The 23,269-nt window shown below is 66.4% G+C and carries 27 protein-coding genes; 1 reads left to right on the top strand and 26 read right to left on the bottom strand.

What is annotated here, in order from left to right:
* Nucleotides 1–22: 22 nt before the first annotated feature.
* From AC1MFI_RS15195 to AC1MFI_RS15080, 24 genes are all read right to left on the bottom strand, one after another.
* Nucleotides 23–406 carry a hypothetical protein gene (locus AC1MFI_RS15195; protein WP_479817903.1) on the bottom strand — a complete coding sequence of 128 codons (384 nt, stop codon included), beginning with the start codon at nucleotides 404–406 and terminating at the stop codon, nucleotides 23–25.
* Nucleotides 407–410: 4 nt separating this feature from the next.
* Nucleotides 411–2,078 (bottom strand): peptidoglycan DD-metalloendopeptidase family protein, encoded by a 1,668-nt coding sequence (locus AC1MFI_RS15190; protein ID WP_479817902.1) that lies wholly within the window; start codon nucleotides 2,076–2,078, stop codon nucleotides 411–413.
* Nucleotides 2,079–2,114: 36 nt separating this feature from the next.
* On the bottom strand, nucleotides 2,115–3,059 hold the full coding sequence (locus tag AC1MFI_RS15185) for a hypothetical protein (RefSeq protein WP_479817901.1): 945 nt from the start codon (nucleotides 3,057–3,059) through the stop codon (nucleotides 2,115–2,117).
* Nucleotides 3,056–3,340 (bottom strand): hypothetical protein, encoded by a 285-nt coding sequence (locus tag AC1MFI_RS15180; RefSeq protein ID WP_479817899.1) that lies wholly within the window; start codon nucleotides 3,338–3,340, stop codon nucleotides 3,056–3,058. Before AC1MFI_RS15180 ends, AC1MFI_RS15185 begins: the two co-directional genes overlap by 4 nt.
* 81 nt (nucleotides 3,341–3,421) lie before the next feature.
* The gene (locus tag AC1MFI_RS15175) at nucleotides 3,422–4,414 is read right to left on the bottom strand and encodes a hypothetical protein (protein ID WP_479817898.1); all 993 of its coding nucleotides are present in this window, start codon (nucleotides 4,412–4,414) and stop codon (nucleotides 3,422–3,424) included.
* Nucleotides 4,414–5,547, bottom strand: a complete 1,134-nt coding sequence (locus AC1MFI_RS15170; protein ID WP_479817897.1) for a Gp37-like protein — start codon at nucleotides 5,545–5,547, stop codon at nucleotides 4,414–4,416. The genes AC1MFI_RS15175 and AC1MFI_RS15170 overlap by 1 nt, the downstream gene beginning before the upstream one ends.
* A complete protein-coding gene (locus AC1MFI_RS15165; protein WP_479817896.1) occupies nucleotides 5,547–6,476 on the bottom strand; it encodes a phage tail family protein in 930 nt (309 codons plus the stop codon). Before AC1MFI_RS15165 ends, AC1MFI_RS15170 begins: the two co-directional genes overlap by 1 nt.
* On the bottom strand, nucleotides 6,476–10,495 hold the full coding sequence (locus AC1MFI_RS15160; RefSeq protein ID WP_479817895.1) for a matrixin family metalloprotease: 4,020 nt from the start codon (nucleotides 10,493–10,495) through the stop codon (nucleotides 6,476–6,478). Before AC1MFI_RS15160 ends, AC1MFI_RS15165 begins: the two co-directional genes overlap by 1 nt.
* Nucleotides 10,496–10,533: 38 nt before the next feature.
* The gene (locus AC1MFI_RS15155; protein WP_479817893.1) at nucleotides 10,534–11,169 is read right to left on the bottom strand and encodes a DUF5361 domain-containing protein; all 636 of its coding nucleotides are present in this window, start codon (nucleotides 11,167–11,169) and stop codon (nucleotides 10,534–10,536) included.
* Nucleotides 11,130–11,459: a hypothetical protein gene (locus tag AC1MFI_RS15150; RefSeq protein WP_479817892.1), complete on the bottom strand. Its 330-nt coding sequence runs from the start codon at nucleotides 11,457–11,459 to the stop codon at nucleotides 11,130–11,132. Before AC1MFI_RS15150 ends, AC1MFI_RS15155 begins: the two co-directional genes overlap by 40 nt.
* 250 nt (nucleotides 11,460–11,709) lie before the next feature.
* Nucleotides 11,710–12,285: a phage tail tube protein gene (locus tag AC1MFI_RS15145; RefSeq protein ID WP_479817890.1), complete on the bottom strand. Its 576-nt coding sequence runs from the start codon at nucleotides 12,283–12,285 to the stop codon at nucleotides 11,710–11,712.
* 51 nt (nucleotides 12,286–12,336) lie between these two features.
* Nucleotides 12,337–12,621: a hypothetical protein gene (locus tag AC1MFI_RS15140; RefSeq protein ID WP_479817888.1), complete on the bottom strand. Its 285-nt coding sequence runs from the start codon at nucleotides 12,619–12,621 to the stop codon at nucleotides 12,337–12,339.
* A 9-nt stretch (nucleotides 12,622–12,630) separates the two neighbouring features.
* A complete protein-coding gene (locus AC1MFI_RS15135; protein ID WP_479817887.1) occupies nucleotides 12,631–13,038 on the bottom strand; it encodes a hypothetical protein in 408 nt (135 codons plus the stop codon).
* Nucleotides 13,038–13,283, bottom strand: a complete 246-nt coding sequence (locus AC1MFI_RS15130) for a hypothetical protein (protein ID WP_479817886.1) — start codon at nucleotides 13,281–13,283, stop codon at nucleotides 13,038–13,040. The genes AC1MFI_RS15135 and AC1MFI_RS15130 overlap by 1 nt, the downstream gene beginning before the upstream one ends.
* Nucleotides 13,283–13,642: a hypothetical protein gene (locus tag AC1MFI_RS15125; RefSeq protein ID WP_479817885.1), complete on the bottom strand. Its 360-nt coding sequence runs from the start codon at nucleotides 13,640–13,642 to the stop codon at nucleotides 13,283–13,285. The genes AC1MFI_RS15130 and AC1MFI_RS15125 overlap by 1 nt, the downstream gene beginning before the upstream one ends.
* On the bottom strand, nucleotides 13,639–14,028 hold the full coding sequence (locus AC1MFI_RS15120) for a Gp19/Gp15/Gp42 family protein (RefSeq protein ID WP_479817883.1): 390 nt from the start codon (nucleotides 14,026–14,028) through the stop codon (nucleotides 13,639–13,641). The genes AC1MFI_RS15125 and AC1MFI_RS15120 overlap by 4 nt, the downstream gene beginning before the upstream one ends.
* A gap of 15 nt (nucleotides 14,029–14,043) precedes the next feature.
* On the bottom strand, nucleotides 14,044–14,427 hold the full coding sequence (locus AC1MFI_RS15115) for a hypothetical protein (protein WP_479817881.1): 384 nt from the start codon (nucleotides 14,425–14,427) through the stop codon (nucleotides 14,044–14,046).
* Nucleotides 14,424–15,467, bottom strand: coding sequence for a major capsid protein (locus AC1MFI_RS15110; RefSeq protein ID WP_479817880.1), 1,044 nt, complete (start codon nucleotides 15,465–15,467; stop codon nucleotides 14,424–14,426). Before AC1MFI_RS15110 ends, AC1MFI_RS15115 begins: the two co-directional genes overlap by 4 nt.
* 9 nt (nucleotides 15,468–15,476) lie before the next feature.
* On the bottom strand, nucleotides 15,477–15,884 hold the full coding sequence (locus AC1MFI_RS15105; RefSeq protein ID WP_479817879.1) for a head decoration protein: 408 nt from the start codon (nucleotides 15,882–15,884) through the stop codon (nucleotides 15,477–15,479).
* Between the two features lie 24 nt (nucleotides 15,885–15,908).
* On the bottom strand, nucleotides 15,909–16,607 hold the full coding sequence (locus tag AC1MFI_RS15100; RefSeq protein ID WP_479817878.1) for a hypothetical protein: 699 nt from the start codon (nucleotides 16,605–16,607) through the stop codon (nucleotides 15,909–15,911).
* A gap of 78 nt (nucleotides 16,608–16,685) precedes the next feature.
* Complete coding sequence (locus AC1MFI_RS15095; RefSeq protein WP_479817877.1) at nucleotides 16,686–17,498, bottom strand: hypothetical protein; 813 nt, start codon at nucleotides 17,496–17,498, stop codon at nucleotides 16,686–16,688.
* The gene (locus AC1MFI_RS15090; RefSeq protein ID WP_479817875.1) at nucleotides 17,476–18,900 is read right to left on the bottom strand and encodes a phage portal protein; all 1,425 of its coding nucleotides are present in this window, start codon (nucleotides 18,898–18,900) and stop codon (nucleotides 17,476–17,478) included. The genes AC1MFI_RS15095 and AC1MFI_RS15090 overlap by 23 nt, the downstream gene beginning before the upstream one ends.
* Nucleotides 18,901–18,910: 10 nt before the next feature.
* Complete coding sequence (locus AC1MFI_RS15085) at nucleotides 18,911–20,545, bottom strand: hypothetical protein (protein WP_479817873.1); 1,635 nt, start codon at nucleotides 20,543–20,545, stop codon at nucleotides 18,911–18,913.
* A 1-nt stretch (nucleotide 20,546) separates the two neighbouring features.
* The gene (locus AC1MFI_RS15080) at nucleotides 20,547–21,032 is read right to left on the bottom strand and encodes a phage terminase small subunit (protein WP_479817872.1); all 486 of its coding nucleotides are present in this window, start codon (nucleotides 21,030–21,032) and stop codon (nucleotides 20,547–20,549) included.
* Between the two features lie 104 nt (nucleotides 21,033–21,136).
* Between AC1MFI_RS15080 and AC1MFI_RS15075 the strand changes: the two genes are divergently transcribed.
* Nucleotides 21,137–21,994 (top strand): hypothetical protein, encoded by an 858-nt coding sequence (locus tag AC1MFI_RS15075; RefSeq protein WP_479817870.1) that lies wholly within the window; start codon nucleotides 21,137–21,139, stop codon nucleotides 21,992–21,994.
* 12 nt (nucleotides 21,995–22,006) lie between these two features.
* Here AC1MFI_RS15075 and AC1MFI_RS15070 read toward each other — a convergent pair whose 3' ends face one another.
* Together AC1MFI_RS15070 and AC1MFI_RS15065 are read right to left on the bottom strand one after the other, a co-directional pair.
* Nucleotides 22,007–22,240: a hypothetical protein gene (locus AC1MFI_RS15070; RefSeq protein ID WP_479817869.1), complete on the bottom strand. Its 234-nt coding sequence runs from the start codon at nucleotides 22,238–22,240 to the stop codon at nucleotides 22,007–22,009.
* A gap of 603 nt (nucleotides 22,241–22,843) precedes the next feature.
* Nucleotides 22,844–23,212: an HNH endonuclease gene (locus tag AC1MFI_RS15065; RefSeq protein WP_479817868.1), complete on the bottom strand. Its 369-nt coding sequence runs from the start codon at nucleotides 23,210–23,212 to the stop codon at nucleotides 22,844–22,846.
* Nucleotides 23,213–23,269: the final 57 nt, after the last annotated feature.

The following is a 23,269-nucleotide window of genomic DNA, read 5'->3' as shown; positions in this document are numbered from 1 at the left end:
TCAGCGTGCGGGGTGATTGTTGCTATCCGATGAGGTCGCTTGGCGGGTCGTAGACGACGGGCTGGGCGCGGTGCTTGCCCTCGGGCTGGTCAGCGCTGGGCTCGGCCGCGATGGCTTCCTGCTCTGCTGCTGATGCACGGGCGAGTTTGGCGTCCTGGTCTGCGTAGTGCGCTTCGACCTGCTGTGCGAAGTTCTGCCGCAGCGGGTCCATCTTGTAGTACGCGGTGGCGGCCATGGCGGTCAGGGTGACGAACGCGTGGAGCACGCCCGCCCACTGGCCGGCCCAGCCGAAGTGTTCGACGGTGACGAGGCTCAGTGCCCCGGCACCAGCGAATACGAGGAAGCCGATGATGAGCGGCCACGTGAACTTGGGGGAGAGCTGCTTTGGGTCTGCCGATGCTGCCATGGGGCTACTTCCTTGCTTCGAGGTAGGTGGGGATCTGGGTGACGGCGTAGGCGAGGAAGCCTGCGATGAGCTCGGCATCGGATGTGGCACCGGTGGTGGGCACGGCATCGACCATGGCGCGGATGAGGTCGAGGTCGACGTCCTCCCCGCAGCGGGTGTTCATGATCGAGCGGTGGTCGGCGAGTTCCAGGCGGCGGCCTTCGAGCTTCTCGATGTCGCGGATGATCATGACGACGGAAGCGAGGGTCTCGGCGTCCATGCCGCCGTAGATCTCGATGCTCCAGTCGTCATTGCCCGCGGGGCCCGCGTGGTAGGCGCGGTCCTTGAGGGCCACAAACTGGGCGCGTCGGCTCTTCTCAGCGCCGAAGTGGGCGGATGCGATCCGGTCCTGTGCCGGATCGGGGTGGTTCTCGGTGAACGTCCGGATGACGGAGTCGAGGTGGACGGCGAATCGGGTGTCGCCGGCGATGAACTGGTGCAGCCGTATCCGCTTTACGACAGACGGCATGCCGCCGTACTGGAACTTCCCGATTGCGGCTGGCCGGACCTCGGTGATGCACGGCAGGTCCGCCGCGAACGTGTACGGCTCCGGCGCGGGGGCGCCGCTGTCCGGGGCCGGGGCGGGCGTCGGTACGGGCGTCGGCGTGGGCGTTGGGGCGGGTGCCATGTACTCCACGAGCCCGTCGGTGGTCTGTGAGGTGAAGATGCCCGACCATGCGGTGCCGATGCTGTCGCGGAACCAGACGTCCGACGTCACCCCGCCCAGACTGATGCTCTCGCCGCGTTCCCAGTGGGTGAAGTTCTCGATCGTGTCCCCGGGGATCGTACGGACGACACTCGCGGAGCGGGACGCGGAGGAGCGCTGCACCCCACCGCCGGCGCCCGCGAGCCGCTGGTTCGCCTTGAGGCTGGGCGCTGCAGGTGTCGGGGGCGCAGGCGGAGGAGGCGTGAGGTTCGGCAGGCCGGTGATCGTCTGGGACGTGAAGCCTCCGGCCCAGACCATGCCGTGCGAATCGACGTACCAGATATTCGAGGTGACGCCGCCGAGCGTGACCTCCTCACCGATGACGTATCCGGTGAACGTCTCGAAGGTGTTTGCCTCGATGACGCGGACCTGCTGCGCCGAGGTCGACGCTTCGGCGCGCTGCACGAGGTTCGCCGGGCCGACCTTCCGCTGGTTCGGCGTGAGGATCGTGGCGGCCTGCGCGGCGATGGCCGCAACCTGGTCCTCGTGGGCGATCTGTGAGCGCGGGTTGTACCGGCCGAACGGGGCGGCGCCGGGCGACGGGGCGAGGAACACCTCGATGTGAGCGTGGGGGCCCGTGCTGTTGCCCGTGTTGCCGGTCTTGCAGGTCGGGTCCCCGCGGCGGACACGGTCGCCGCGGTTGAGGTGTGTGCTGTCCAGATGAGCGATCATCGACCGCCACCCGTCGTGCTGCACGATGACGCAGATCCCGCCGGCGGGTGAGTTGCGGATCATCATCATCTCGTCGGCGAGGGCACCGCCGAGCTTGCTGCTCCAGTCCGCCCAGATGACCACGCCGTCGGCGATCACCCTGCCTTCGGTGCCGATGGGTACGGCCTTGTCCTCGCCGAGGTGCCCCCATGGCTGCCAGGAGAACTGCGGGTTCGCTCCGAAGACCTGCGATGTGGGTCCGTCTACGAATTCCATGCGCGCCCCTTCCCGGGCAAAGAAAAAGCCCCGTGGTTACGGGGCTTCGGTAGTCGGTGGGGCTGTGGATTCTGTCGGCGGTGGCGCGAACGCTCGGCATGGGCCGGGTTCCGTCTCGGTGGTGCCGTCGGAGTAGGTGAAGATCCACGCGTAGTCGGGGACCTGTTGGCACTCGACGTCGACGAGCGAGCGTCCGGGCGCTCCGTTCGTTCCTGGGATACCGTCGGCGCCTGGTTGCCCGTCGGCACCCGGCGCCCCTGTGCAGGCGCCGGTCGAGCAGTAGGACGCCACCGCGGCGGCCACAGCCTCAGCGGTCGGCAGTGGGCCCTGTGATCCCTCGGGCCCGACGCACGCTCCGGTAGCGCAGTACTGGGTGACGGCGGCGGCCATCAGCTCGAGCGAAGGAGGAGGGGCGTCAGTGCCGGGAGCGCCATCGGCGCCGTCCTCCGCCGGGGGCGCATCCGTGCCTGGCTCGCCATCAGGGCCGGCCGGGCCGGTGCACCTGCCGTCGGCGCAGTATCGGGCGAAGGCGTCCGCGATGTCCTCCGGGGTTGGCTCAGCCCCCTGGGGTCCGCGGCAGTTCCCCTCCGCGCAGTACTGGCGGAAGCCCTGCACGATCTCGGCCTGCGATGGACCGCCGATGACCACCGCGGGTCGGTCGATCATCGGCTCAGAGTCCTCCTCGGCGATGCCGGCGAGCTTCTCGCACAGCTCCCGGTCGTAGATCTCTTGATCTTGGTCCCCGCAGATCGCCTGCCTCGCCTCACTGGCGACCTCGACCTTCTCCTGCTGTGCTTCAACAGCCACGACGGCGGAGGCTTCAGCCTGATCGCGGGTGTCGAGGTACAGGGCGAGCAAGCCGACCGATAGGGCGGTGACGACACCGACGAGCCAGAACAGGATCCACTTCTGGCGCTTGTCCACGTGCCGGGAGGACTTCACCTTGCTCTCGAGCTGCTCGATGGTTGGTTCGTCGCTCATTCATCCTCCTCGGGTAAAGGTGTGCGGTGCGCCGGTTCCGGCGGGATGTCGTTCTGGATCAGCTGCTCCCGGTACGCGGCCGCGTCCGCATCGGCAAGTGCCCATGCCCGTTTCCAGCGGCGGGCCTCCCGCTCGGCTTTCGCCACCTGGGCTTTGAGGTTGTCGATCAAGAGGGCCTCGTTCGTTTCGCGGCGCTTGTCCGCGCGGCGGATGAGGAAGCCGACGCCGGCGCCGACCGCCGTAAGTAGCGCCGTAATGGCGGTGATGAGTCCAGAATCCACACGTGTTGTCCTCCCCGTGCCGGGCACAGAAAAGCACCCGAACGGGTGCCTGAAATGGGTAGTGCGTCGGAGCGGTACAAGCTACGCGGGCACCACGAGGGCGCTGAAGAACTGGTTGAAGCTGGAGAGCCCGAAGTTGCCACTGCCGAACTGCTTGCGGGCGAGGATCTTGACGGTGGCAGGGCCGGTGAGGGGAGATCGCGGGCCGGTGCCGTTGACCTTCCACCACGGGGCGACGGCATCGCCGCGGGAGGCGTCCAGCCAGATGCCGTTCACGTCGAGCATGACGTCCCATCGGGTGCCCGGGCCGCCCCCGCCGGCCTCGACGGTGGCGTTCACGGCCAGGTGGTACGGGAAGCCGGGGTCGGGGATGCTCTGGGTGTAGATGTCGAAGCCGCCACCTTGGCCGGAGTTCGCTGGCTCCGAAAAGGAACCCTCTCGGAGATACGCGCGACTCTTGGCCCCGAAGCGCTGCCACGTGAACTGCCCGTTGCCGTCGGCGACGTACACCCAGTCGATGTCGCCCAGCGCCATCCTGGCCCCTGGCTGTTTGAGGTACTCGAGCGCCAGCTTGTCCAGAATGCGCTTCCCGCCGATGACCCGCAGGTCGATGATCTGCTGCACCACGGTCGACGCGGCGTCGACCCGGCACAACGCCAGCGGCTGGTCGGACTCCGACCCTGGATCGTCCGAGCGGGCAGGAAGTTCCTGCGGTGTCGTTCCGCCTTCGATGAAGCGCACCGCGGTCAGCGAGGGCGCCCCCCACGAGCGACGGGCGACGACCATGAACCACCGCGACCCGCTGGTCACTGCAGGTAGTGAGAATGTGTCGTAGGTCGGCAGGACGTCCATCACGGCGTCGCCGGTGATTGTGCCCGCGTTGACGCGAATCCCGCGGTCGATGCCGACCTGGGAAGTGACCTTCCAGTCCTCCATCCCCAGCGCGGAGAACCGGCCGGACTGGATAGCGGGCCAGTACCGCGCCCCAATTTGGGAGGTGATCGCGCCCTCGATGACTTCGCCGTCGGCGTCGAACACCGCGGGGTACCCGTAACTCTGGATTGCCACTGCCATCAGATGCTCACTCTCAGATCCGTTACCGCGCGTGCGAGCGCGTTGATTGCTTTCATGGCCAGCTCCTCCGAGTTGTCCTTGACGCCGATGGTCGCCGAGAGCTGCAGGCCTTTGGCGCGGTCGTAGCCGACGTTTACCTCGGAGACGACCTTGGACACTTCGATGCCTCCGCCGACCCGCGCCGTTGTCAGCTGTCCGGGCCGCAGCCCCTTGGGGCCGAAGATCCGGAAGTTCCCCGACTCCGCGAGCCGGACAGTGAGGGACGAGGATCCGGTGGTGTCCTCCAGCGCTTGCGCGGCTCGTAGCGCGTGCGTTGCGGTGTCGCTGGTGTCCCGAGCGTCGCGGAACACCTCGATCACATCGCCCCAGAGCTGCTCACGGGCTGCGTCCCTGAACGGGATGAACTCCCGCTCCGTGCCCTGGCCCTGGGCGCCCACGATGCCGCGGGTGGCCTCTGGTGGGTTGCCGCTGAATTCCCAGTGCTGGATTACGCGGGAGGCTTCGGTCAGCACGTGCGGGTACGGGCGTGGCACGACGACGTCGACGACGTGCTTGCCGCCGACCATTTCCACCGTCACGCCGAGGCCCGCGACCTCCATCGCCGGGAACAGCCGGTCGTAGAGCGGGTGCATCCGGAACGACACCGACGTCGGCGCGCCACGCCCCAGATCCGGGGCGACGGCCACTGTCGCCTGCTGCGAGCGCTCCACGATGTTGCGGGTGACGGCGTCCTTCAGGACGGTTTCCGCTGGTTGGTTGCCGATCGTGTAGTACGCCTCGTCGGCGCCCTGCTGGTTCGCCGGCCGGGCCGGGGCCGGCCAGCCGAGGAAGTTGTGGAGGAGCCGGAAGTCGGACTGGCAGCTGAACACCGATTCGCCGCTGATACCGGGCCCGGCACCGGAGCGTTGACGGAGCATCCCGGTCATAAGGGTTTCGCCGCGGAAATTGACGCGGAGCCGGGCGCCCTCGGCAGCCATGGCGCCGATCCGGTGGTGGTTCGACGGGAGGGCCACGGTCGTTTCGCTGATGGCGTTCCACCGGATCGTGGCGTTCAGAGAGGTGAAGTTCCCCAGTGGAGCGACCCACTGCAGGTCCTTGTCGAAGATGTCGATCCGGAAGTCGCGGGCGCCCATCAGAGACTCATCAGGACGTGGTGCTTGAACCGGGCTTCAATCGCGCCGGTTCCGGTCATTTCCAAGGTCAGCTGCACGTCTTCACCGGGCGGCAATGGGGCCGGGTTCCAGTTTCCGAACCCGATCTGATCCATGACGTCGACACCGTCGAGCTCGGCGATCATGTTCAGCGGGTTCGTGTCGATGACCAGACGAGACCCCGAGGGCACCACGAACGGCACCACGGTGACCTGCCCGTCCAAGCCCACGGCCGCGGTCGTGGCTGGACCGACGACCGTCCATTCGATGAAGGCTTCGACGTCGCCCGGGTTAGTAATAGTCGCAGCCGCCACCTGGGAGGCGGGTGAGTGGTAGAACGGAGGTCCGAAGCCCTGGAGCCCGTAGAACGGGATTTGCCGTCCTACCACCCACGAACCGACGATGGTGCCGGCATCCCAGAAGGGGTTCTCGGCGAACATCGCGATCCCGTAGACCTGCCAGCCGTGGCGGGCAGGGTCACGGTTGAAGAGCTGCCGGTTGTCGTCCGCGAGCCGCAGAGTCATGGAGAATCGGTCACCGGTCGGCAGTTCGACCGTCCACACGCCGGTGGTGCCCGGGCGAAGGGTCCGCCAGAACGCCCGGTTCAGCTCGAGCCACTCGGCGGACCCCTGGTCGCTGTAGACGCCGACGTTCCAGAACACCTTCCGGCCCGTCGCCAGCCACCCGTCCCACTCCACGCCGTGCACGACGGGGGAATCGTGCGTGTAGTTCTTGATCTCCGGCAAGCCCATACCCTCGAGGCCCTCGGCCAGGAGGAACACCCCGCCTCGAGCATTGGAGAGTTCCCACACGGAGCCGTCCCAGCCTGTCCAGGTGTGCTTGATGCCCCGCCATGGCTGGAAGGTCTCCGGGACGACCGGAACGTAGGGGACACCTAACAGGATGGGCACTAGATGCTCACCGCCTTCCGCAGGTTGTTTAGGGTGCCGTAACGGCTGACCTTCGTCTGGATCTCGTCAACTATGTCCTGAGGGTTCCCGTAGAACGGGCCCTCGAACCGGTAGGTATCCCCGCAGCCCGCGCTGGCAAGCGCCTCGGCGGCCACGAACCTGTCCCGGGCCGCAAGCTGGCCGGGTGTGTGGATCAGCTCGGGCTTGCGGGTCTTGTTCTGGATCAGGAACGGCTTGCCCCCATTGGTGGGAACCTCCCCGCCGTTGTCGTACAGGGTCGGGAACATGGCCTGCGGGGAGGTGACGCTGAGTCCGACGAGCTTCTTGGCGCCGTCCCAGATGTCCGAGGCGATGTCCTTGAGCCCGCTGATCTTGTCGGTCAGCCACTTCGCGGCCGTGTTCAGGACTTCCTTGCCGGCACCGACCGCGAGGTCGATAAAAGTTCCGGCGCCGGGGAAGTTCTGCCGGATGCTGTCGATGAGTCCGTCCGCGAGTTTCTTGAACGGGCCGAGGATCGTGTCCAGCAGACCCTTGCCGTCGCCGCTTCCTTCGCCGGCCTTGCCGCTGCCGCCCGGGAAGAGCGACTGCAGGTTGCGGATGTCGAAGGGCGTCGGCGTTGGCGACTGCGACCCGAGGTTCGGGTGCATGATCGATCGCTGCCCGGACTCATGCGGCAGGCCGAAGACGTGGCCCATCTCGTGCGCCGACGTCGTCCGCCGGTCACGAGCGCTCAGGACATTCGCCCACGCCGAGGCCAGGCTGATGTCACCGTTGCTGTAGGCGTAGCCGAGGATGTTGGACCCCAGCGGACGCTGGGTGGCCGTCATGCTCGGCGAACCGTCGCCGACCTTCACTCGGAGGCCTGCTGCACCGTCCCACATGCGGGCAGCACCCGGAAGGTCCCAAGCCCCCGCACCGTTGCTCCGCACGAATGCCGTCCCCGCGGACCGGAAGGCCTGCTGCAGGCCACCGAAGTACAGCGGTGATGACCCGTCCGCCAGGAGGTTCGATGCGAGGCCGTTGAGTCCGCCGGACTTGAGGGCCGACGCCATCTCGTAGAGCTTCTTCGGGCCCGCCGCCGCCGTGGCGTCCGCGTCGAACACGAACTCCTGCCCGTGGACGTCGCCGGCCTTCTGGTTGCGCGGGATGTTGCCGGTGTAGCCACCCTTCCGGAAGCCCTTCGGCAGCGCGACGTCGGGCAGCGGGCTGACGCCGACCTTGGAGGCGATCTTGTTGACGTTCGCGATCAGGCCCTTGTTGAGGACCGTGTCGACGACGAACCGGACCGGGGCCTTGGCGATGTCCTGCAGCTTGTCCCATGCCGTCTTGACGGCGGACACGCCCAGGTCGAAGGCCTTGGGGACCTTGTTCTGAATGATGTCCGCGATGCCGTCGAAGATCGGCTTCAGGGTGCGGTCATAGACCCACCGCACGGCGTTGCCGATGTTGTCCATCGCCGGCCTAATGGCGTTGTCGTACAGCCAGGAGAAGACCGGGCCCAGGGTGCGCCGGAAGAAGTCGACGACGGTCTGGAAGATGATTGTCCACCCGCGGATCTGCGTGTCGATCACCCCGGAGATGAAGCCGAAGACAGGGTTGATGATCGAGTCGCGGAACCAGGTGAAGATCGCGCCGAGGGTGTTGCGGACGAAAGCGACGACCAGGGAGAAGACCGCCTGCGCCGTATTCCACCACGACGAGATGATCGAGCCGACCGCGGCGAACACCGGCACGATCGTGTCCCGCCAGAAGGACAGGAACGCCGGGATCAGGATCTTCGTCACGACCGCGACGATGATTTCGAAGATCTTCGACGCCAGCATCCAGAAGGCGTTCAGGACCATGCCGATGCCGGAGAACACCGGCTGGGCAACCGCGAGCGCGTTCTGGAAGGCGCTGACCACCCATCCTGCAGCCGCCTGAATGCCGGCGAAGGCGGGCTGGATGACGTTCGTGTAGAGCCAGGACGCGGCTGTGCCGATGGCGCCGAAGACCTGCTGCACGATCGGGACGACTGTGCCCTGGAACCAGGACACGACGGCGCCGACTGCGACCTGTATCCCCGCCCACGCGTTCTGGACGACCTGACGGCCCAGCTCGGTCTCGGTGAAGAACAGGACGATCCCGGCGACCGCCGAGGCGAGGATCGCGAGGAGCCCCACGAACGGCAGTGCCTTGACCGCGAAACCGAGAGTGCGGGTCGCGACCGCAGCGATGCCCTGGGCGACCGTGAGGCCGCCCGTGGCCGCCGTGATGGCCGTCGTCGCGGCCGTGTTCGCGGCAAGGGCTGCGGTAGTTGCTTTCTTGTTCCCGAGGGCTGCCTGTCCGACGCTGGTGTTCGCGGACTGGGCTGCCGTCTGGGCTCGGATGGCGCTGGCAAGGGCAAGGTTCGCGGTTGCCTGCGTCGCGAGCAGAGGCACGCGCAGCAGGTCTGCGACCGTCGCCGCCACGGTGGCTGCCTTCATCGTTACGTAGCCGGCCGCGAGGGCGATGATGACGCCGGAGAGCACGCCCGTGTTCTCGGCGAGGTAGTTCATGACCGAGGTCGCGCCCTGCAGGAGCGGGATCGCCAGAGGGAGTGCGCCAGCGACGAGCTTGCCGATCTCACCGGACATGCCACCGATGGCCTTGCCGACCTCGACCATGATCGGTGCTGCGGGCCTGGCGACGGCCATGATGGAGGTGAATAGCGGCTGCAGCTGGCTGAAATCGCCACCGGTCAGGGATGTAGCCGCGTCCCTGATCTTGAAGAGGTTGTCGGCGAAGACCGAGTCCTCCTGCTGCCCGAAGATCGGACCGGTGAAGTCTCCCTTTGCGACGACGTTCCAGAGGTTGCCAAGGGAGTCGGAGAGCTGGCGCGCCTGGTAGCCAGCCTTCTCCGCGAACCCGGGGAAGCCGCTGCTGGTAATGTCCCCGTCGTTGGCCCGCCATGCAGCGCCGAAAGCGTTGATCGCGCCGATGCCCTCGTTGACCGCCAGGCCAAAGCCCTGCGACGGGTCCAGGCCCAGCGCCTGCACGAGTACCGGAGTGGTCGCGCCCTCGCCGAGGGCGACCTGGAAGGCCAGCACCCGATCCAGCAGCGCCGACACGCCCTCCACGGTCCCCAGTGCCCGCGTGCGCGCTGCGGTGAAGGCCGGGGCGAGGACCTGCCCGAACTTGGCAGACACGTCTGCTGTGGCTGCGGAGAGCTGCTTCTGGATGTTCGCCGTCGACGTCGAGGTGCGGGCGAAGTCGCCCTGCGCGTCGGCGGTCTGCTGCATGATCAGCGCTTGCGCGGCAAGGGTCTTGTTCTGCGGGGTCAACGCCTCCTTCGTGGTGCTGATCAGGCCCATGGCGAGGGCCTGCTGCCGCAGGGACGCGTCGTCGAGCATGACGCCGTAGGCACGGATCGGCTCGGTCTCGCCGCGCAGGGCGGCACCGATGGCCTCGATCGCCTGCTCAGGGCTGGTGCCCTTGAACGAGGCCATGTCGGAGGCCAGCTGCGTCTGCTGCGTAGCGAAGTCGGCCAGCTCGTCACCGGACAGACCCGCGGCCTTGCCGTAGGTGCCGAAGGTGTTCGCGGCGTTAATGACCTGCTGCTTGGTCAGGCCCATTTGCTTCGAGGCGGAAGCAGACTGGTTGATGATCTTCTGCATGCTGTCGCCGAAGACCACACCAGCGGCAGCGGTGGAGTCCTCTAGCTCCGAGAAGGCCCCAACCGAGGTCTTCGCGAAGCCCGTAATCGCCCCGGCGCTGAAGACAGCGAGGGCGGGTCCGATAGCGCTCTTGAGTGTCGAGGCGAATCCGCCACCGAGCTTCTGCCCGACCTTCCGGCCCGTGGCTTCCGCTTCAGCCGGCGCCGGGGCGAGCTCCTTGGACAGGTGCCCGCGGAGGCCGCCGAACAGCCTGGGGCCCAGACGGCTGCCGGTGCGCTCGGCGCCGCGCTCCACCTCGTCGAATTCGGAGATGACGGACCTGCCGAGGCCCTTCGTCGTCGCGACGAGGTTGATGGCTCCTGTTCCAAGCTCGACGATAGGCAAGAGGGCCTCCTAGTGCTTCAGGAGGCCCTCCGGCCTCTTCAGTTGACGTGCTGCCAGGTGCGCCCATTGAGGACCGCGCTGATCGTTGACCTGGACACTCCATGACGCGCGGCTAGCGCGGCCTGTGAATGGCCGGAATCGGCCCGGATGGCCCGGACGTCGTCCTCGGTGAGTTTGGTGCGCGTGCGGGCAGCCTCGGCTCGCTCCTCGGCTTCCATGACCGCTTCGAGCTCGGCGATGTCGTCCGGGGCCGTCCAGCCCAACCACTCGAGCATTTCGCTCGACGGCAGGGGTGCGTAGTCTTCCCTCTTCGGCCGGTGGCCCGGGCGGGGGAAGGGCTTCGGGCGGTTGCGGCCGGTCTGCCTGTCCTTGGTCTGGAACCAGACGAGGTAGGCGACGAGGTCGACGACTTCGGCGGTGACCATCATCTCGGGCGTCCAGATGCTGTCCTCATTGATGACCTTGAGGCGGCGGTGCATTGCGGAGTCCTCCGGGAGGTGCCTGATGATGACGTAGAGGTCGCGCCAGTTGAACCGCCGGCTGCCCACGTCCCGCAGCCGAAGGTTCCGCCCGATCAGTTCATACTCCAGCGCCTCCAGCGCCTCGCCGCCCTCGAGGATGAGCTCGGCGAGGCCTAGAGTTCCCCCAGGGAAATCGAGGACTCCTCCTGCCACTGCTCGAGGAATTCGAGGACCTCGCCGATCGAGAGCTCGTCGAAACCCTCGACGTCCTCGGGGGAGAGGATCTCTGCGACGATGCGGTCCTGCACCTCCTCCTCGGGGATGTTGCGGAACTCCTTGGCGAGCTTGTACGGCAGGTTCTCGACGTACTTCGCGCGCAGCACCGCGCCCTCGTCCGTCGTGTACTCGAACCGCTCGGACTTCTTGTGGCGGGGCTTCTTGTTGTCCTCGGGGGTCTTCGCGCCGGCGGCCTTGGCTGCTTCTGCGGTGTTGGTCTGTGCCATGGTGGGTTCTTCTCTCTGCTGGTGGGATTCTGGCGCCCTGGTGGGCTGGTGGTGAGCTTCTGGTGGTGCTGGTGGGTGGCGGCGCGGGGAAGCCCACCATGGAAAAGCCCGCGCCGCCGGTCTGCTTGCTGCCCTGCCGCTCCGAGGGCGCTACCCTCTGGCCCCTCAGCCGGTGCTACCGGCCAGGAGTTGCCACGACGAGTCCTTCCCCGGCCCGCCATCGGCGAACAGGGAAGCAAGCAGTGATTAGCTACGCGGCGGTGAACTTGCCGTCGTCGTAGTAGCGGTAGACCTTGATGCCGGACTCGTCCTTGTAGGCCGAGACCGTGCAGTTGAACATGTTGAGCCCGCCGACGACGAACGGGGTCTCCTCGATCGTCGTGAGCTTGCCGTTCGGCACGAGGATGCGCATCTTCTTTTCGACGTAGCGCATGTCGAAGCCGTATGCCGCGAAGGGCAGCTGCGCGCCGTCCTCGATGACGGAGTAAAGCTTGCCGCGGGTCGCCGTGGCCGCGGTGACGGTCACGTTGGCGTCGCCGAAGACGGTCTTCAGGACGTCCTCGTTGAACACCTCGAGCAGCGGGAACGTGAACGAGGACGAGTGGTCCGTCTGGAGGTCCGCGACGGTGTCGCCGGCCCAGTCGCGGATGCTCTCGAGGTTACGTTCGCCGGACGGGGCGAGGCCATCCTCGCCGACGAGGCCGAGGCGCTTCCACGCTTCGACGAACGCCGTGGTGGCGTCGACGGGCAGCGCGGACCCGATCGGGGCGCGCAGCACTCCGCCGGTGGCCGCCGGGCCGCCAGCGGTCAGATTACGTACATCCATGATTCCTCCAAGGGAAATAGGGGTGGCCCGGAGAGCCGATGGGGTGGGGGACTACTGGGGGGTTTCACTGACGATCGCCACGACGGGCGCGTCCGAGGTGTCCGGCGTGCCGGTCTCCGCTTTTTTCTTGCGGGTCTCGGCACCCTTCCTGGCCGCTTCGGATCGCTTGGCCGCCTCAGCTTCCTCGGCGGCCTCGTTCTCTGCGGTGACCTTGGGGTCCTCGAGGAGCCAGCCGGCCTCCACGTGCGCGTCGACCTCGGTCTGGTCGGAGCGCTCCCGGGTGAGGCCCGGAACGGTCGGGTGGAAAAGGGTCGTGCTGTCGGCTGCTTCAGCCATGGCGATCTCCTAGATCGTGTCGATGTAGCTCATGTCGATTTCGGTGGTGAACGTGAAGCGGGAGTGCGCGGTGTCGGGGTCCGGCAGGTCCGCGGGGAGTGCGAAGTCACCGATCGCTCCGAACTGCACGCCGTCGACGACGGAGTTCTCGAGGCTGTGGATGATGGCGTAGGTGGCTTCGACGAGCTCGACAGCTCGTCCGGAGCTCCCCGCCCATGCCTCGATGGCGAAGGTTCGAGAGACAGTGATCTTGTTCTTCCGGTTCCCGCCGACCAGCAGGATCCGGATGAACTCGGGCGGGAGGTCGCGCGGTCGCTGAGTGGCGACGGGAATTGCGACGCTGAACCGTGTGCGGAGACGCGCGAGGAGGATCTTCCGCAGGAGTGCCGGAGCGTCCCCGAACAGAGGTTCCGCCATCAGCGCCGCCCCGCGTCGAGTGCCCTGGTAAGCGCCCGTTCCTTGGCCTCCCGGCGCTTGGCTGCCGGTGTCTGCGCAGTGACGGAAACGCGCGCGCGATTCCTGCCGATGTAGGTCGAGACCTGCATGCCGGGCCCGGCGGCCGCGGCGATATTTCGGCCGCGGCGCTCAAGGTCCTTCACGACGGCCTCGCTGGTGCGCAGTCTGCGGAACCCCTCGAGGTTGAGCTTCAGGTTGCTCGCCATCAGCCAGTCACCTTTCTCAGTTCAATCGCGGATACGACCTCCCGGCCGTCTGGGTGCCGCCACTTCGCCGGCTCGCCCTCGACGGTGTACGTGCTGCCGCGCGCCTCGACCTTGTCCAGGTGCGTGAACGGCATGTCGAAGGGCCCGTAGATCTTCGGCTCGACGACGACGCGTGAGCCGCCAGGCTCGCGCGGCTCGGAGGACGATCCGGGGTCGAAGACGTAGATGCCGACCTCTATCGGGTCGCCCCAGCCCGTGATCTCGTTTCCGTGCCCGTCAAGGACCGGGTTCCCGTCCTCGTCGATCCGGCCTCCGAGGTGCGGGAGCCGCTGCACCGTCTCGCTGATGCGGCGAGTCATCGGTACCCCGACCTGACCCGGAACGACCGGATGCGCTGCCGCGAGCGCTTCCTCCGGAGTCCCTTGAGGTCCTCCTCCGAGATGTAGATGAACCCCGAGGACACGGCGGCGTCGATCGTCTTGGAGTCGGTCACGGGACCGGTCGTGGTGCTGATCTGCCGGACAGCTTCAGGGTTCTGGAGGACCCTCTTGACGGCGTTGACGACGGCGATCTTCGCCGCTTCCGCCAGCAACCCGCCCTCGACAACCATGGCGTCAACGCTGGGCACGCGGAGCCGGAGCTTCGTTGATGCCTCGCTGAGGAGCCACTCGATGACCTGTTCCTCCCGCACCGAAAGAGGCCCCCACGCCTCGATCACGTTGTCCTTCGTCGCAATCTCGGGCATGAGAGCCTCCTTCAGTTACTCGGTGGGGATGCCGGCTTCGGCGAGCGAGTCGATGATCTCGGATGCCTTGGCGTCCTCGTCGACCTCGAAGCCCTTGGAAGCGGCGTAGGCGGCCCAGGCTGTGGCACTGGAGCCCTTGCCGCCCTTGGGCGGAATGGGCACCTCGGAGGAGCCCTGTGCGCCGCTCTGGTCGTCCGCGCCCGTGCCGGCGCCGCTTTGATCGTCTCCGCCGTCGCCACCACCGGAGTCGGGCTCCTGGGCTTTCTTCGGGGGAGTTGCCCAGACGTCGGGGTTGGTGATGAGCTCAGCGGCCCACTCCGGGACGGTGTCACCCGGCCCAAAGGCCTTGGACTCACCGTCGCGGTGCACGAACACGAAGGTGTTCAGCTTGCCGGTCACGGGTTGCGTACCTTTGCGACGAAGAGCCGCTTGGCGTCCGTGAGGATCGGCAGGGCGGTGGCGTCCACGAAGGTGAATTCGCGGTACGGGGGACCGACCTTCTCGGTGACGCCGACGATGCCGGAAGCGTTCTCGAAGGCGAAGTCGGCCTTCTCCGAGTTGACGAGCTCGAGAGCGGTCGCGGAGACGCCGTACGCGGTGTATCCGAGCTCGCTGAGGTCAGCCGGGGTGAGCATCACGCGGTCATCAGGGATGACCGGGGTGACGACGCCGTCGACATCGAAGCGGGCGACGTCCTGAAGCACGACCGGAGCAAGGTTCTCCGAGTCCATCAGGTCGTTGAGCTCGTTGTAGGTGACGCGCGTCTTGCCCGTCTGAGCGCCGTGCACGGCGTTGATGATCTGGCGGTTACGCTGCAGGAGGCGCAGGACGCCCTCCGTGGTTCGCTGCTCGCCGGGCCGGGTGCCGTTGGTGCGACGGTACTCGTCGTTCCAGGCGATCATGTCGTCGAGCGCGAGGGCCGCCTCGGTGCTCGACCAGAGGATGGCCGCGTCGACGATGTGGTTGGCGGGTACGCCGAAGTCGTACTCGCCGTTGACGCCGTTCTCGTTGATGGTGATCTTGCCGTCGGTCAGCAGATCGCCCCAGGCGAGTTCGAGGCGGTTCTGAACCTCGCGGGTCAGCTGCTCGCCGTCGTTGTAGGTGGCGTTCGCGAGCGCCTCGGAGCGGGTGCCACCGGTGCGCGCGAACTCGAGCTTCAGCCGCTCGTACTCGCCCTGGCTGAGCGAGGTCGAGAGCGGGATCAGCGGGACGCGCTTGTCGGAGCCGCCGTCGCGCTGGGAGACGGTGATGGCGCCGTCGAAGGTGCGGAACTTGGCGGCGCGGTTGGTGCGGAGGACCTCGGCGAAGTCGACGGTGTTGGTGTCGAGGTCGCGGCGGGGGAATGCGTTCAGGAACGCGAGGTTCGCGGGGACAGGGACTTCGCGGACGAAGACCGTGAGGTCGACCGGAGGGACCGGAGCGTCGTAGAAAATGGCCATGAGGTACTCCTAGAGTCCGGTGTGGATGAGGGCGAGGTCGGCGCGTGCTGCGTCGTCCAGGGAGCCGGTGCCGTCCTTGAGGGGCAGCCGGTCGGGGTTGATGAAGCCGTGCACGAGGCCGGCGCCGCCGACGCGGGCGCCCCCCGGACGGGCGGGCAGCGATCCGAAGAGGATGCAGCGCGCCGTCTCACGGCCATCGGTGGCAGCCCCGTCGTAGGGGACGAACAGCTCGGTGGCCGTGACCTTGCCGAGCACGATGCCGGAGGGCACCGTTCCGTTCGGCTTGTGGCGGTCCTGGAACTGCGAGAGGTCGAGGGTGATCGACGGCGTGGTGCCGGGATCGGTGCCGTGCGGGCCGACGAGCCACGAACGGTCCTCGGCCTGGTGGGTGGTGGTGATGACTCCGAATTCAGTCATGATCCGGTCCTTTCATGGGAGTGGTTAGTCCTTTTTCTTGAAGCGGCGTGCCGCTTCTGCCCGACCTGCGTCGCCGGGCGTGGATGATGCCTGCTCACGACGGCCCTGCCCCGTGTGGGGGAAGCGCTGCTTTTCCTGCTTCGAGGACTCCGAGGAGTTCTCCGTGACCCACTTCTTGATGTCATCGGTCTTGGCCTTATCGCCGTCAATGAACTCACCGATGTTGAGGCCGAGCATGGCGCCCGGCTCCACGGTGCGACCTGCGAGCGCCTTCTCGAAGGCGTTCCGGGCGCGTTCCTGACCGAGGACGGAGCGGTACTCGTTCCGGCCCGCTTCCTTGGCCGCTTCGATGGCGCGTTCCTGGTCGGGCAGGTTCTTGGTCCGGTTGGCCTCGATGTCCTGCTTGAGCTGGCGTGCCTGCTCGGGGGTGAGGTCCCCGTAGGCCTTGACCCGGTCCTCGTGCTTGCGTGCGGCGCTGCGCCAGTAGGCGGCCTGCTCTTCCGGTTTCATGTCCTTGACGGACGTATTGGCCGGGTAGCCGTTGGCTGAGGCGTCACCGTCGCCAGACTTGGGCCCGTCGCCGTTGTCTCCGCCGTCCTTGCCGCCTCCGTTCTCGTCCATGCGGGCGTTTCCGAAGGTGAGGCGACGGAACTCGAAGAGCTTGGCCAGAGCGCCGGGCTCGTGCAGGTTCAGCCCGTGGGGCTGCAGGGTGTTCGTGAGCATGCTGTTTCCTCCCATGACGGGGTAGTGGTGCGCCCCATGGCGGGGCATCCGCCACGGGCGAGCGCCGCGCGGAATTCTCTAGGTGAAGACCTCGGGTCCGGCGAAGTGCTGCGAGCGCCAGCCGATGATGGGTCCGATCTCGGAGTGCTGGTTTGCGACGATGAGGTCGAGGTAGTCGGAGCGTTCGTTGCGGCCGTCGAGGATCCTGGCGTCGCGGTCGCTGTCGCCGAACTCCTGCTCGACGGCGGCTTGTGTCTGCTCCAACAGGTCCGGGTCGATAACGTGCTCATCCGGTCCGGCGTAGGGCTTGGTGTCGCAGTCGCAGCCGGGATGGATCGGCATCAGGTTCCCGGTCGTATAGCGCTGGGTCGAGGCGATGACGCACAGCGCGCAGTTCTCGCGGCCGGTGAGAACCCTCCGGTGGGCGGAGAACCTGCCTCGGCTCATGGTGTCGCGGGCCGCGTGGGCCTTAGAGAGTTGCAGGCCGGTGCCGACGATGTCGGTCAGGCGCGCGCCGCCGGCGGCGGCTGCTGCGGTGAGCGATTTTCCCTCGCCGAGTTTCGTGTAGACGGTGTTGAACGGCCGCTGGTAGACGGTTTCCGCGTCGACGCCGCGGAGCGCGATCGTGGTCGCGGTGATCGCGCTGCCCGTCCGCACAGCCTGCTTCAGCTCGAGCTCGGACACCTGCCGGATGTACGCGTCCGTGAGGTCCGCAATCCGCTGCTGCCCGGCCTCGACCCGCGGCACCAGTTGGGCGACGAGCATCTCGTAGTCCGCGTCACGGTAGGACCCGAGCCCTCCCCACTGTCGTTCGGCGTAGGCAAGGACCCGGGCCCGTACGTCGCCGACCTGGCGCCGGTAGTTCGCGTCAAGCCGTGTTTGCGGGAGCATTGAGGTCCTCCGCGAGCAGCATCTCGTCCGCCAGCTCCGAGGAGAGCTGGCGGATCTCCTCGGGCGTCTTCTGCAGGATCTCGCGCCAGATCGTCTTCTTGGCAAGCGAGCCCTGCGCCTGTGCGACGGCGGAGTACATGTCCGAGAGCGAGTGCCGCTCGGTGGGCATCCATCCGATGATGATCTTCGACCGGTTCGCCCGCTCCGTGTCCTCGAGAGTGAGGAAGATCAGGTAGAACAGGTCCCGCAGTGCCTGGGCCGCGCGGGTCATCTTGTCCTCAGTCGCGAAGGTCAGACCCTCGCGTGTGAAGGACGCTCCCGTCGCGGACTGGTTGTCCGGGGCGAGGATCGACAGCGGCCGGCGGGTGACCGCCGCGAGCTGCTTCACGTCGTCCTTAATGGCGGACAGGATCCCGTTGAGGTCGGCCTGAGTGGACTCCCAGATGGTGGCGTCCTTCGGGAGCTGAATCCACGACCCGGGATCGGACGTCAGGACATCATCGAGTGTCAGCTTCTCAGCACCCGATCCGTTGCCTCCCTCGTCCTCGTCGTCCTCGTCTTCGTCCATGTGCACCACGCGCTGCTTGAACGCCTGGTACAGGGTGATGACCATGCGCTGGTACACGGTGTCGTTGATGCGATTCAGCAGGTCCAGGTGAGGCTCGAACTCGCCGACGCCGCGGCGGTTCCGGAATCGGACGACAGGAACGAGGCTGTGGGGGAGCGGCTCTCCCCCCGCCCCACCGAAGTCCTCGTCCCAGGACCACGCGCTCTTGCTGAACAGCGGGCCGCGGGGGCTTCCCTTCGACTTCCGCGACGCGACGTAGCGCATCGCCGGGCCGAAGGCGTTGGCCTCTTCGTCCCACTGGCCCTTGATGAAGAGGAAGATGTAGTCCTTGCCCTCGTCCGGGTCGTGAAACGTCTTGGACGCGGCGCGGATCTCCGACTGCTTCACCGGGTTGTGGATGGTGACGACCTGGCGAGGATCCTCACCCGTGACGATCAGCTCGTCGGACTCCGAGTCCCTGCCGACCATCATGAAGCTGTCGCCGAGCGCCAGCATGTTCTCCATGACGTCAGCGAACTCGACGTCGAGGCCGTGTTCCTTCCAGATGCGCTGCGCCTCGTCGTCGACCTCCTCGCCGCTGAGGGCGGTGCGGATGTCTCGGACGGTGATGCGCTCGGCCACCGACCCTACGAGGACGTCGGCGTAGTTCGTGCGGGCGGTCTTGAGGAACTCGCGGAACGACTCCCGAGCGGTCTCGACGTTGGTCGGCAGGGGCGGATCCCCGATGTGGTAGCTGTGCAGCAGGTTGAGGCGCTTCAGGCGTCCCGTGCGCTTCTTGTCCAACTTCGCGAGCCACCAGCCGGGGCTATTCGGGGTTTCGATGTCGATGGTCACAGGGCACCTCCTAGCGAAGTCGGCGGATCACAGAGCGCTTCTTGCGGCGCGGTTTGGCGCCGCTCTTGCGGGCGTCCAGGCAGGCTTTCCACGAGAGGACTCCTGCCATCGCTTGGTCGAACTTGCGGTCGAGCTCGATCTTCCCGAGCGTCCAGAGCGGTTGCCCTTGGTCGTCGAGGATGCGTAGGTCGCGGCGGCCAGCGTTGCCGATGTGCCGGGTGTAGTCCTCGGCCCCGGTATGGGTGAGGATTCCGGCGTCGATGGCTTCGGTGAAGGCTCGCACCGCGTAGGACATCGGGGTCTTCCGCGCCGTCCACCACTCTTCGACCTGGTCCGGGTACTTCGCAGACCAAGAGCCCATCGTCTCGGTCCAGTGCGGCGGGTCGCCGTAGAGCTTCCAGACGTTGAACCGCTTCATCAGCTCCTCGAGCTTCGCGGTGACTTCGTCCTCGTCGACTTCCCAGTCCTCGACCTTCGGATCCTGCTCCCACAGGAGGTCCTTGCCGCCCATCTGCAGGCCGGTCTCGATGTCGGTGACCACGAACGCGGTGGCGTCGCGGAATCGTGCGCCGTCGAAGCCGATCGTCACGAACGCGCCGTTGGGAATTGTCTGGTCAGGCCGCGCGAGCGTGCCCCACTTGTCGAGGTCGAAGGCCTGCGCTGCTGACTTCTGCCAGCGGTTCAGCCACACCCGCTCGAGGTAGGACTTGTCGGCGCCCTTGCGGTCCCACTGCCGGGCGATGGACTCAAACTGGCCGGGCCCGTACTCTCCGATCGGGCCGGTCGCCTCCGAGATAGCCGCCACACGCAGGTCGAGCGTCGTGAGGTCCTTGTGCTCCGGACCAGCCCACCGGGCGAAGAAGAACATCTGCGGGTCCTCGATGAGGCCCTTGTCGATGTCGTCCGCTTCCTTGCGCAGGTCCTCCTGGATGGAGTTCTGCCCAGGCTGGCCCGCCGTCGATGTGTAGAGCGACCACGGGTCTTCCAGCACCCTCTTCTCGAGGTTCGCTGTCATCGTCTCGTGGGCGTTCTTCTGGTTCGGTAGGTACAGGCGGTGCGGCTCGTCGAAGCACTGGAACGTGGTCAGCGCACCGTCGCGGGAGTTCGGAGCGTTCGATACCGGGACGACCTGACCCTCGTTCTGGCCGCGAGCGCCCAGGCGGATGATGCGGTCGAGTCCGGAGTCGAAGAGGTCCGCGTCGGGGCCTTCCTCAACGACGTACTTGAGGACGCCGTAGGCCAGCTCGGATACCTGCTCCTCGCTGGTGGCCATCATGGGGATGTAGGGGAACATCACCGGGCGTCCGACCGGTCGGCCGTAGGCGTCGAAGCCGTCGCAGCGAGCCGGCGCTTCGGGATGAAGCTCAGCAAAGGACACCCAAGCCGCGAACTCGGTCTTGGCGAGTCCCTTCCGCCACTCGATGCCGCCTCGCTTGAATCGGCGGCGCCCAGCGAGACGGTGACCCACCGGGTACACCTCGTAGAGCCGGTAGAGAGCCGCACGCTTCTCGGGGTCGAGGACGGCCGGGCGGCCAGCGAGGGAGCCGGGCCCGAAGACGCATCTGTCCTCGATGAAGGACACCAGCTGAGGGCCGAGGGTGGGCCATGGCTGATCATCCAGCTCGGGGACAATCAGGACCGCCACGCTAGTTCACCGACCTCAGGATCTGTCTCGGGTCGGGCCCCTCGTCGGGGGTGCCAGCCTGGCTGTGATCCCGGCCGCGGTCCTGGTTGCGCGTCTCGCCCTCTTCCGCGAGCGCGAACATGATGCGCAGTCGCGCGCGGTCCTCCGGGGTGGCCCCGAACTTCGCGACGCGCAGCCGGAGCTCGGACGCGAAGCGGAAGTCGCCGGACCACACCCGTGCATGCAGGAGGGCGGTGTCGAGCAGCTCCGACCAGTCGTTGGCGGTGAACTCAGCGGCGAGCGGGGACTCGCCCCACATCTTCCACCAGCGCACCGTGACCAGCGGCCACGTGAAGCGCTTCTTCTTGCCCTCGTCGTCGGTGAAGTAGATCGTCGGCAGCTTCGGCTGCTCGTCCGGGGTGATGCTGATGACCCGCATGCCCTGCTGGTCCTTGTTCCGCCGGGAGCGGGTGGAGGGATTCTTGCCGACGGGTCCACGTCCTGCCATCGGGCACCTCCACTCATGCAATCCGTCAGTGATCTACCTCTGATACGAGTTCCTTGGATGCAGCGCACTATTCTTGCCTAGCTGGTTCTACGAAGGAGATAGATGTGCTGAGCTTCCTGGGAAATTTCCGCGACATGAAGGCCTCTTTGACGGGCGGCATGATCGTGTTGCTTGCGCTCTGGCTGATGTTCGGGAATGCGCTCGTGGACACGCCCCCAGATGATCGCTTAGCAGGCAATTTCCGACGATTGGCGGAGTACCTCGGTCCGTTGCCCACCGTGGGTCTTCTCAGCTTTCTCGCCTACCTCCTGGGGATTATCTTGTCGCTTGACGAACGGGCGTTTCGACTCGCAGGTTTGTTGCGAATCCGGTCGACAAGCAGCGATCCGCTCCACGCTAGGGGCAGGCTGCAGGAACTCATCAGGAGACGGATCAGCAATGCGAACCTGCCTTTGCCCTATCTCGCGCTTGAAATCGCGCCTGAACAGATCGAAGCCTCGGACCGCGCAAACCTTGCCTCCATGCGGGAGAAGGGGATAAGCACAGCACAGCTTGATCATCAGTTTGGATACGCAGAGAGAAACGAGGCTTTGACAGACGCGATTTGGTGGAAGATTGATAGTCAGATTCTGACCGACATGGATCTCCTCGCTGTGCAGCTCGGACACAAGCACGAGGCCTCCTATAACAGGTTTGAGAAGGCTCAGAGCGAAGCTGAGTTTCGGGCAAGCCCGGTGTTACCCGCCCTATTGCTAGTGGGCGTGCTCGACTGGCGTCTGGTTACCGAGGGGTACAGTCTCATCGCGATCACACTAACCGTGCTCACGCTCATGGGCGCTTATACGCTGATGAGGAAGGCTCTAACCAAGCGGGCCGAAGCGCGAGAGATTGTGATGAACGCCGTTCTACTTGGGCAAGTCGAAGTCGAAAGCTTGACCACACTCAAGACGATGAGCGAGTAGTTCCCGCGTTGGTCACAGGCTAGGCGATAGGTCGCGGTGCAGCGGGGCGAGATCAAGGGCCTGCTTCAAAGCGCCGGCGCGGACGGTGTGTCCGGTGACGGTGATGTACCGGCCGGTGGAGTAGAACTCGACGCTGAGTCCATCGATGGTGGTTCGCCGCCCTGGTCCGGCGGGCGCCCTGCCCCAAAGGTGGAGCCCCGCGCCGGAGGGTGAGAGCTCGACCCAAGCGGCCGGGAATCGGTTCATTAGCGTCTGCGCCTGCGCGTTCGGTTTCCCGCCCACCATGCAGTCGTCTAGGTCAATGCAGGACACTCCGTCGCCGTTCAGGACGAACCCCAGCCCGACGCCGACGCGGGACGCTTTCGCTGCGGTGTAGTCCGTCCGGGTCCGTCGAGGACGCATGGCGGCCCGCGAGTGTCATCGGCACCTTGTCGGCGCGGCCGCGGCGCTCGACCAGGTCCCACCGGACCCACCGATTTAGGCGCCTCAGCTCGACTGGGATCGGGGCACGGTTTGCGTACACCCTGCATTTCGCAGAACAGAAGCGCGCGTCACTCCGAAGCAAATTCAGAGGGGATGAACAATGCGCGCACGCTCGTTTCGTCATGCCCCTATTCTACTCTTTTGTTACGGATAATCCGCGCTATCAAGCGGATGCAGGAAAGGCGACTCTGCGAGCACCGATAAGCCTTTCCCGGTGCGTGGAATGACCCGACGGGGCGAATTAGGCGATATGCGGGCATTTCGTGGCCGCTGGTGCCAGAAATACCCAGACCCGTACAAACAGAAAGTTGCAGCACCTCTCCGTAAGAGCTTCCGGGGCGGGGGAGGGGGATAGGCCCCTGGGTCTCATCCGACTGCGAAATCGTAGTCAGATCGAAGCCGACGGCGACCTTTGGCCGCCTCCTGCTGAGTCTTGTCCCGGTGGCACGGCGAGCAGGCTGCCTGCCCGTTATCCAGCGTCGTTTTGCCGCCAAATGCCTCGGCGACGATGTGGTCGGCCTCGGTCGCTCGGTAGGTGCACCGCGGCCCGCGGATCTTGCACTGGCCCTTGTCTCGAGCGAGTACAGCCGATCGCCATGCCTTGTGCTCAGTCGTCGCGGTTCGCGGTGTGCCTTCGCGCTGCCAGTTCACCGTCGTGTGCTCGGGACAGTAGCGCTTGCCGACGACTCGCGTCTCGCACTTGTGGTCCGCGCATTTCTTCGGAGCTCTTGGCATTGGATGTCCTGCCGAATAGCGAATTGCTGATGGCACAGCTGAGGCCCGGGAACTATG

Source organism: Arthrobacter sp. BC5, from assembly GCF_056680255.1.
This window is presented reverse-complemented; position numbering and strand designations above follow the sequence as displayed.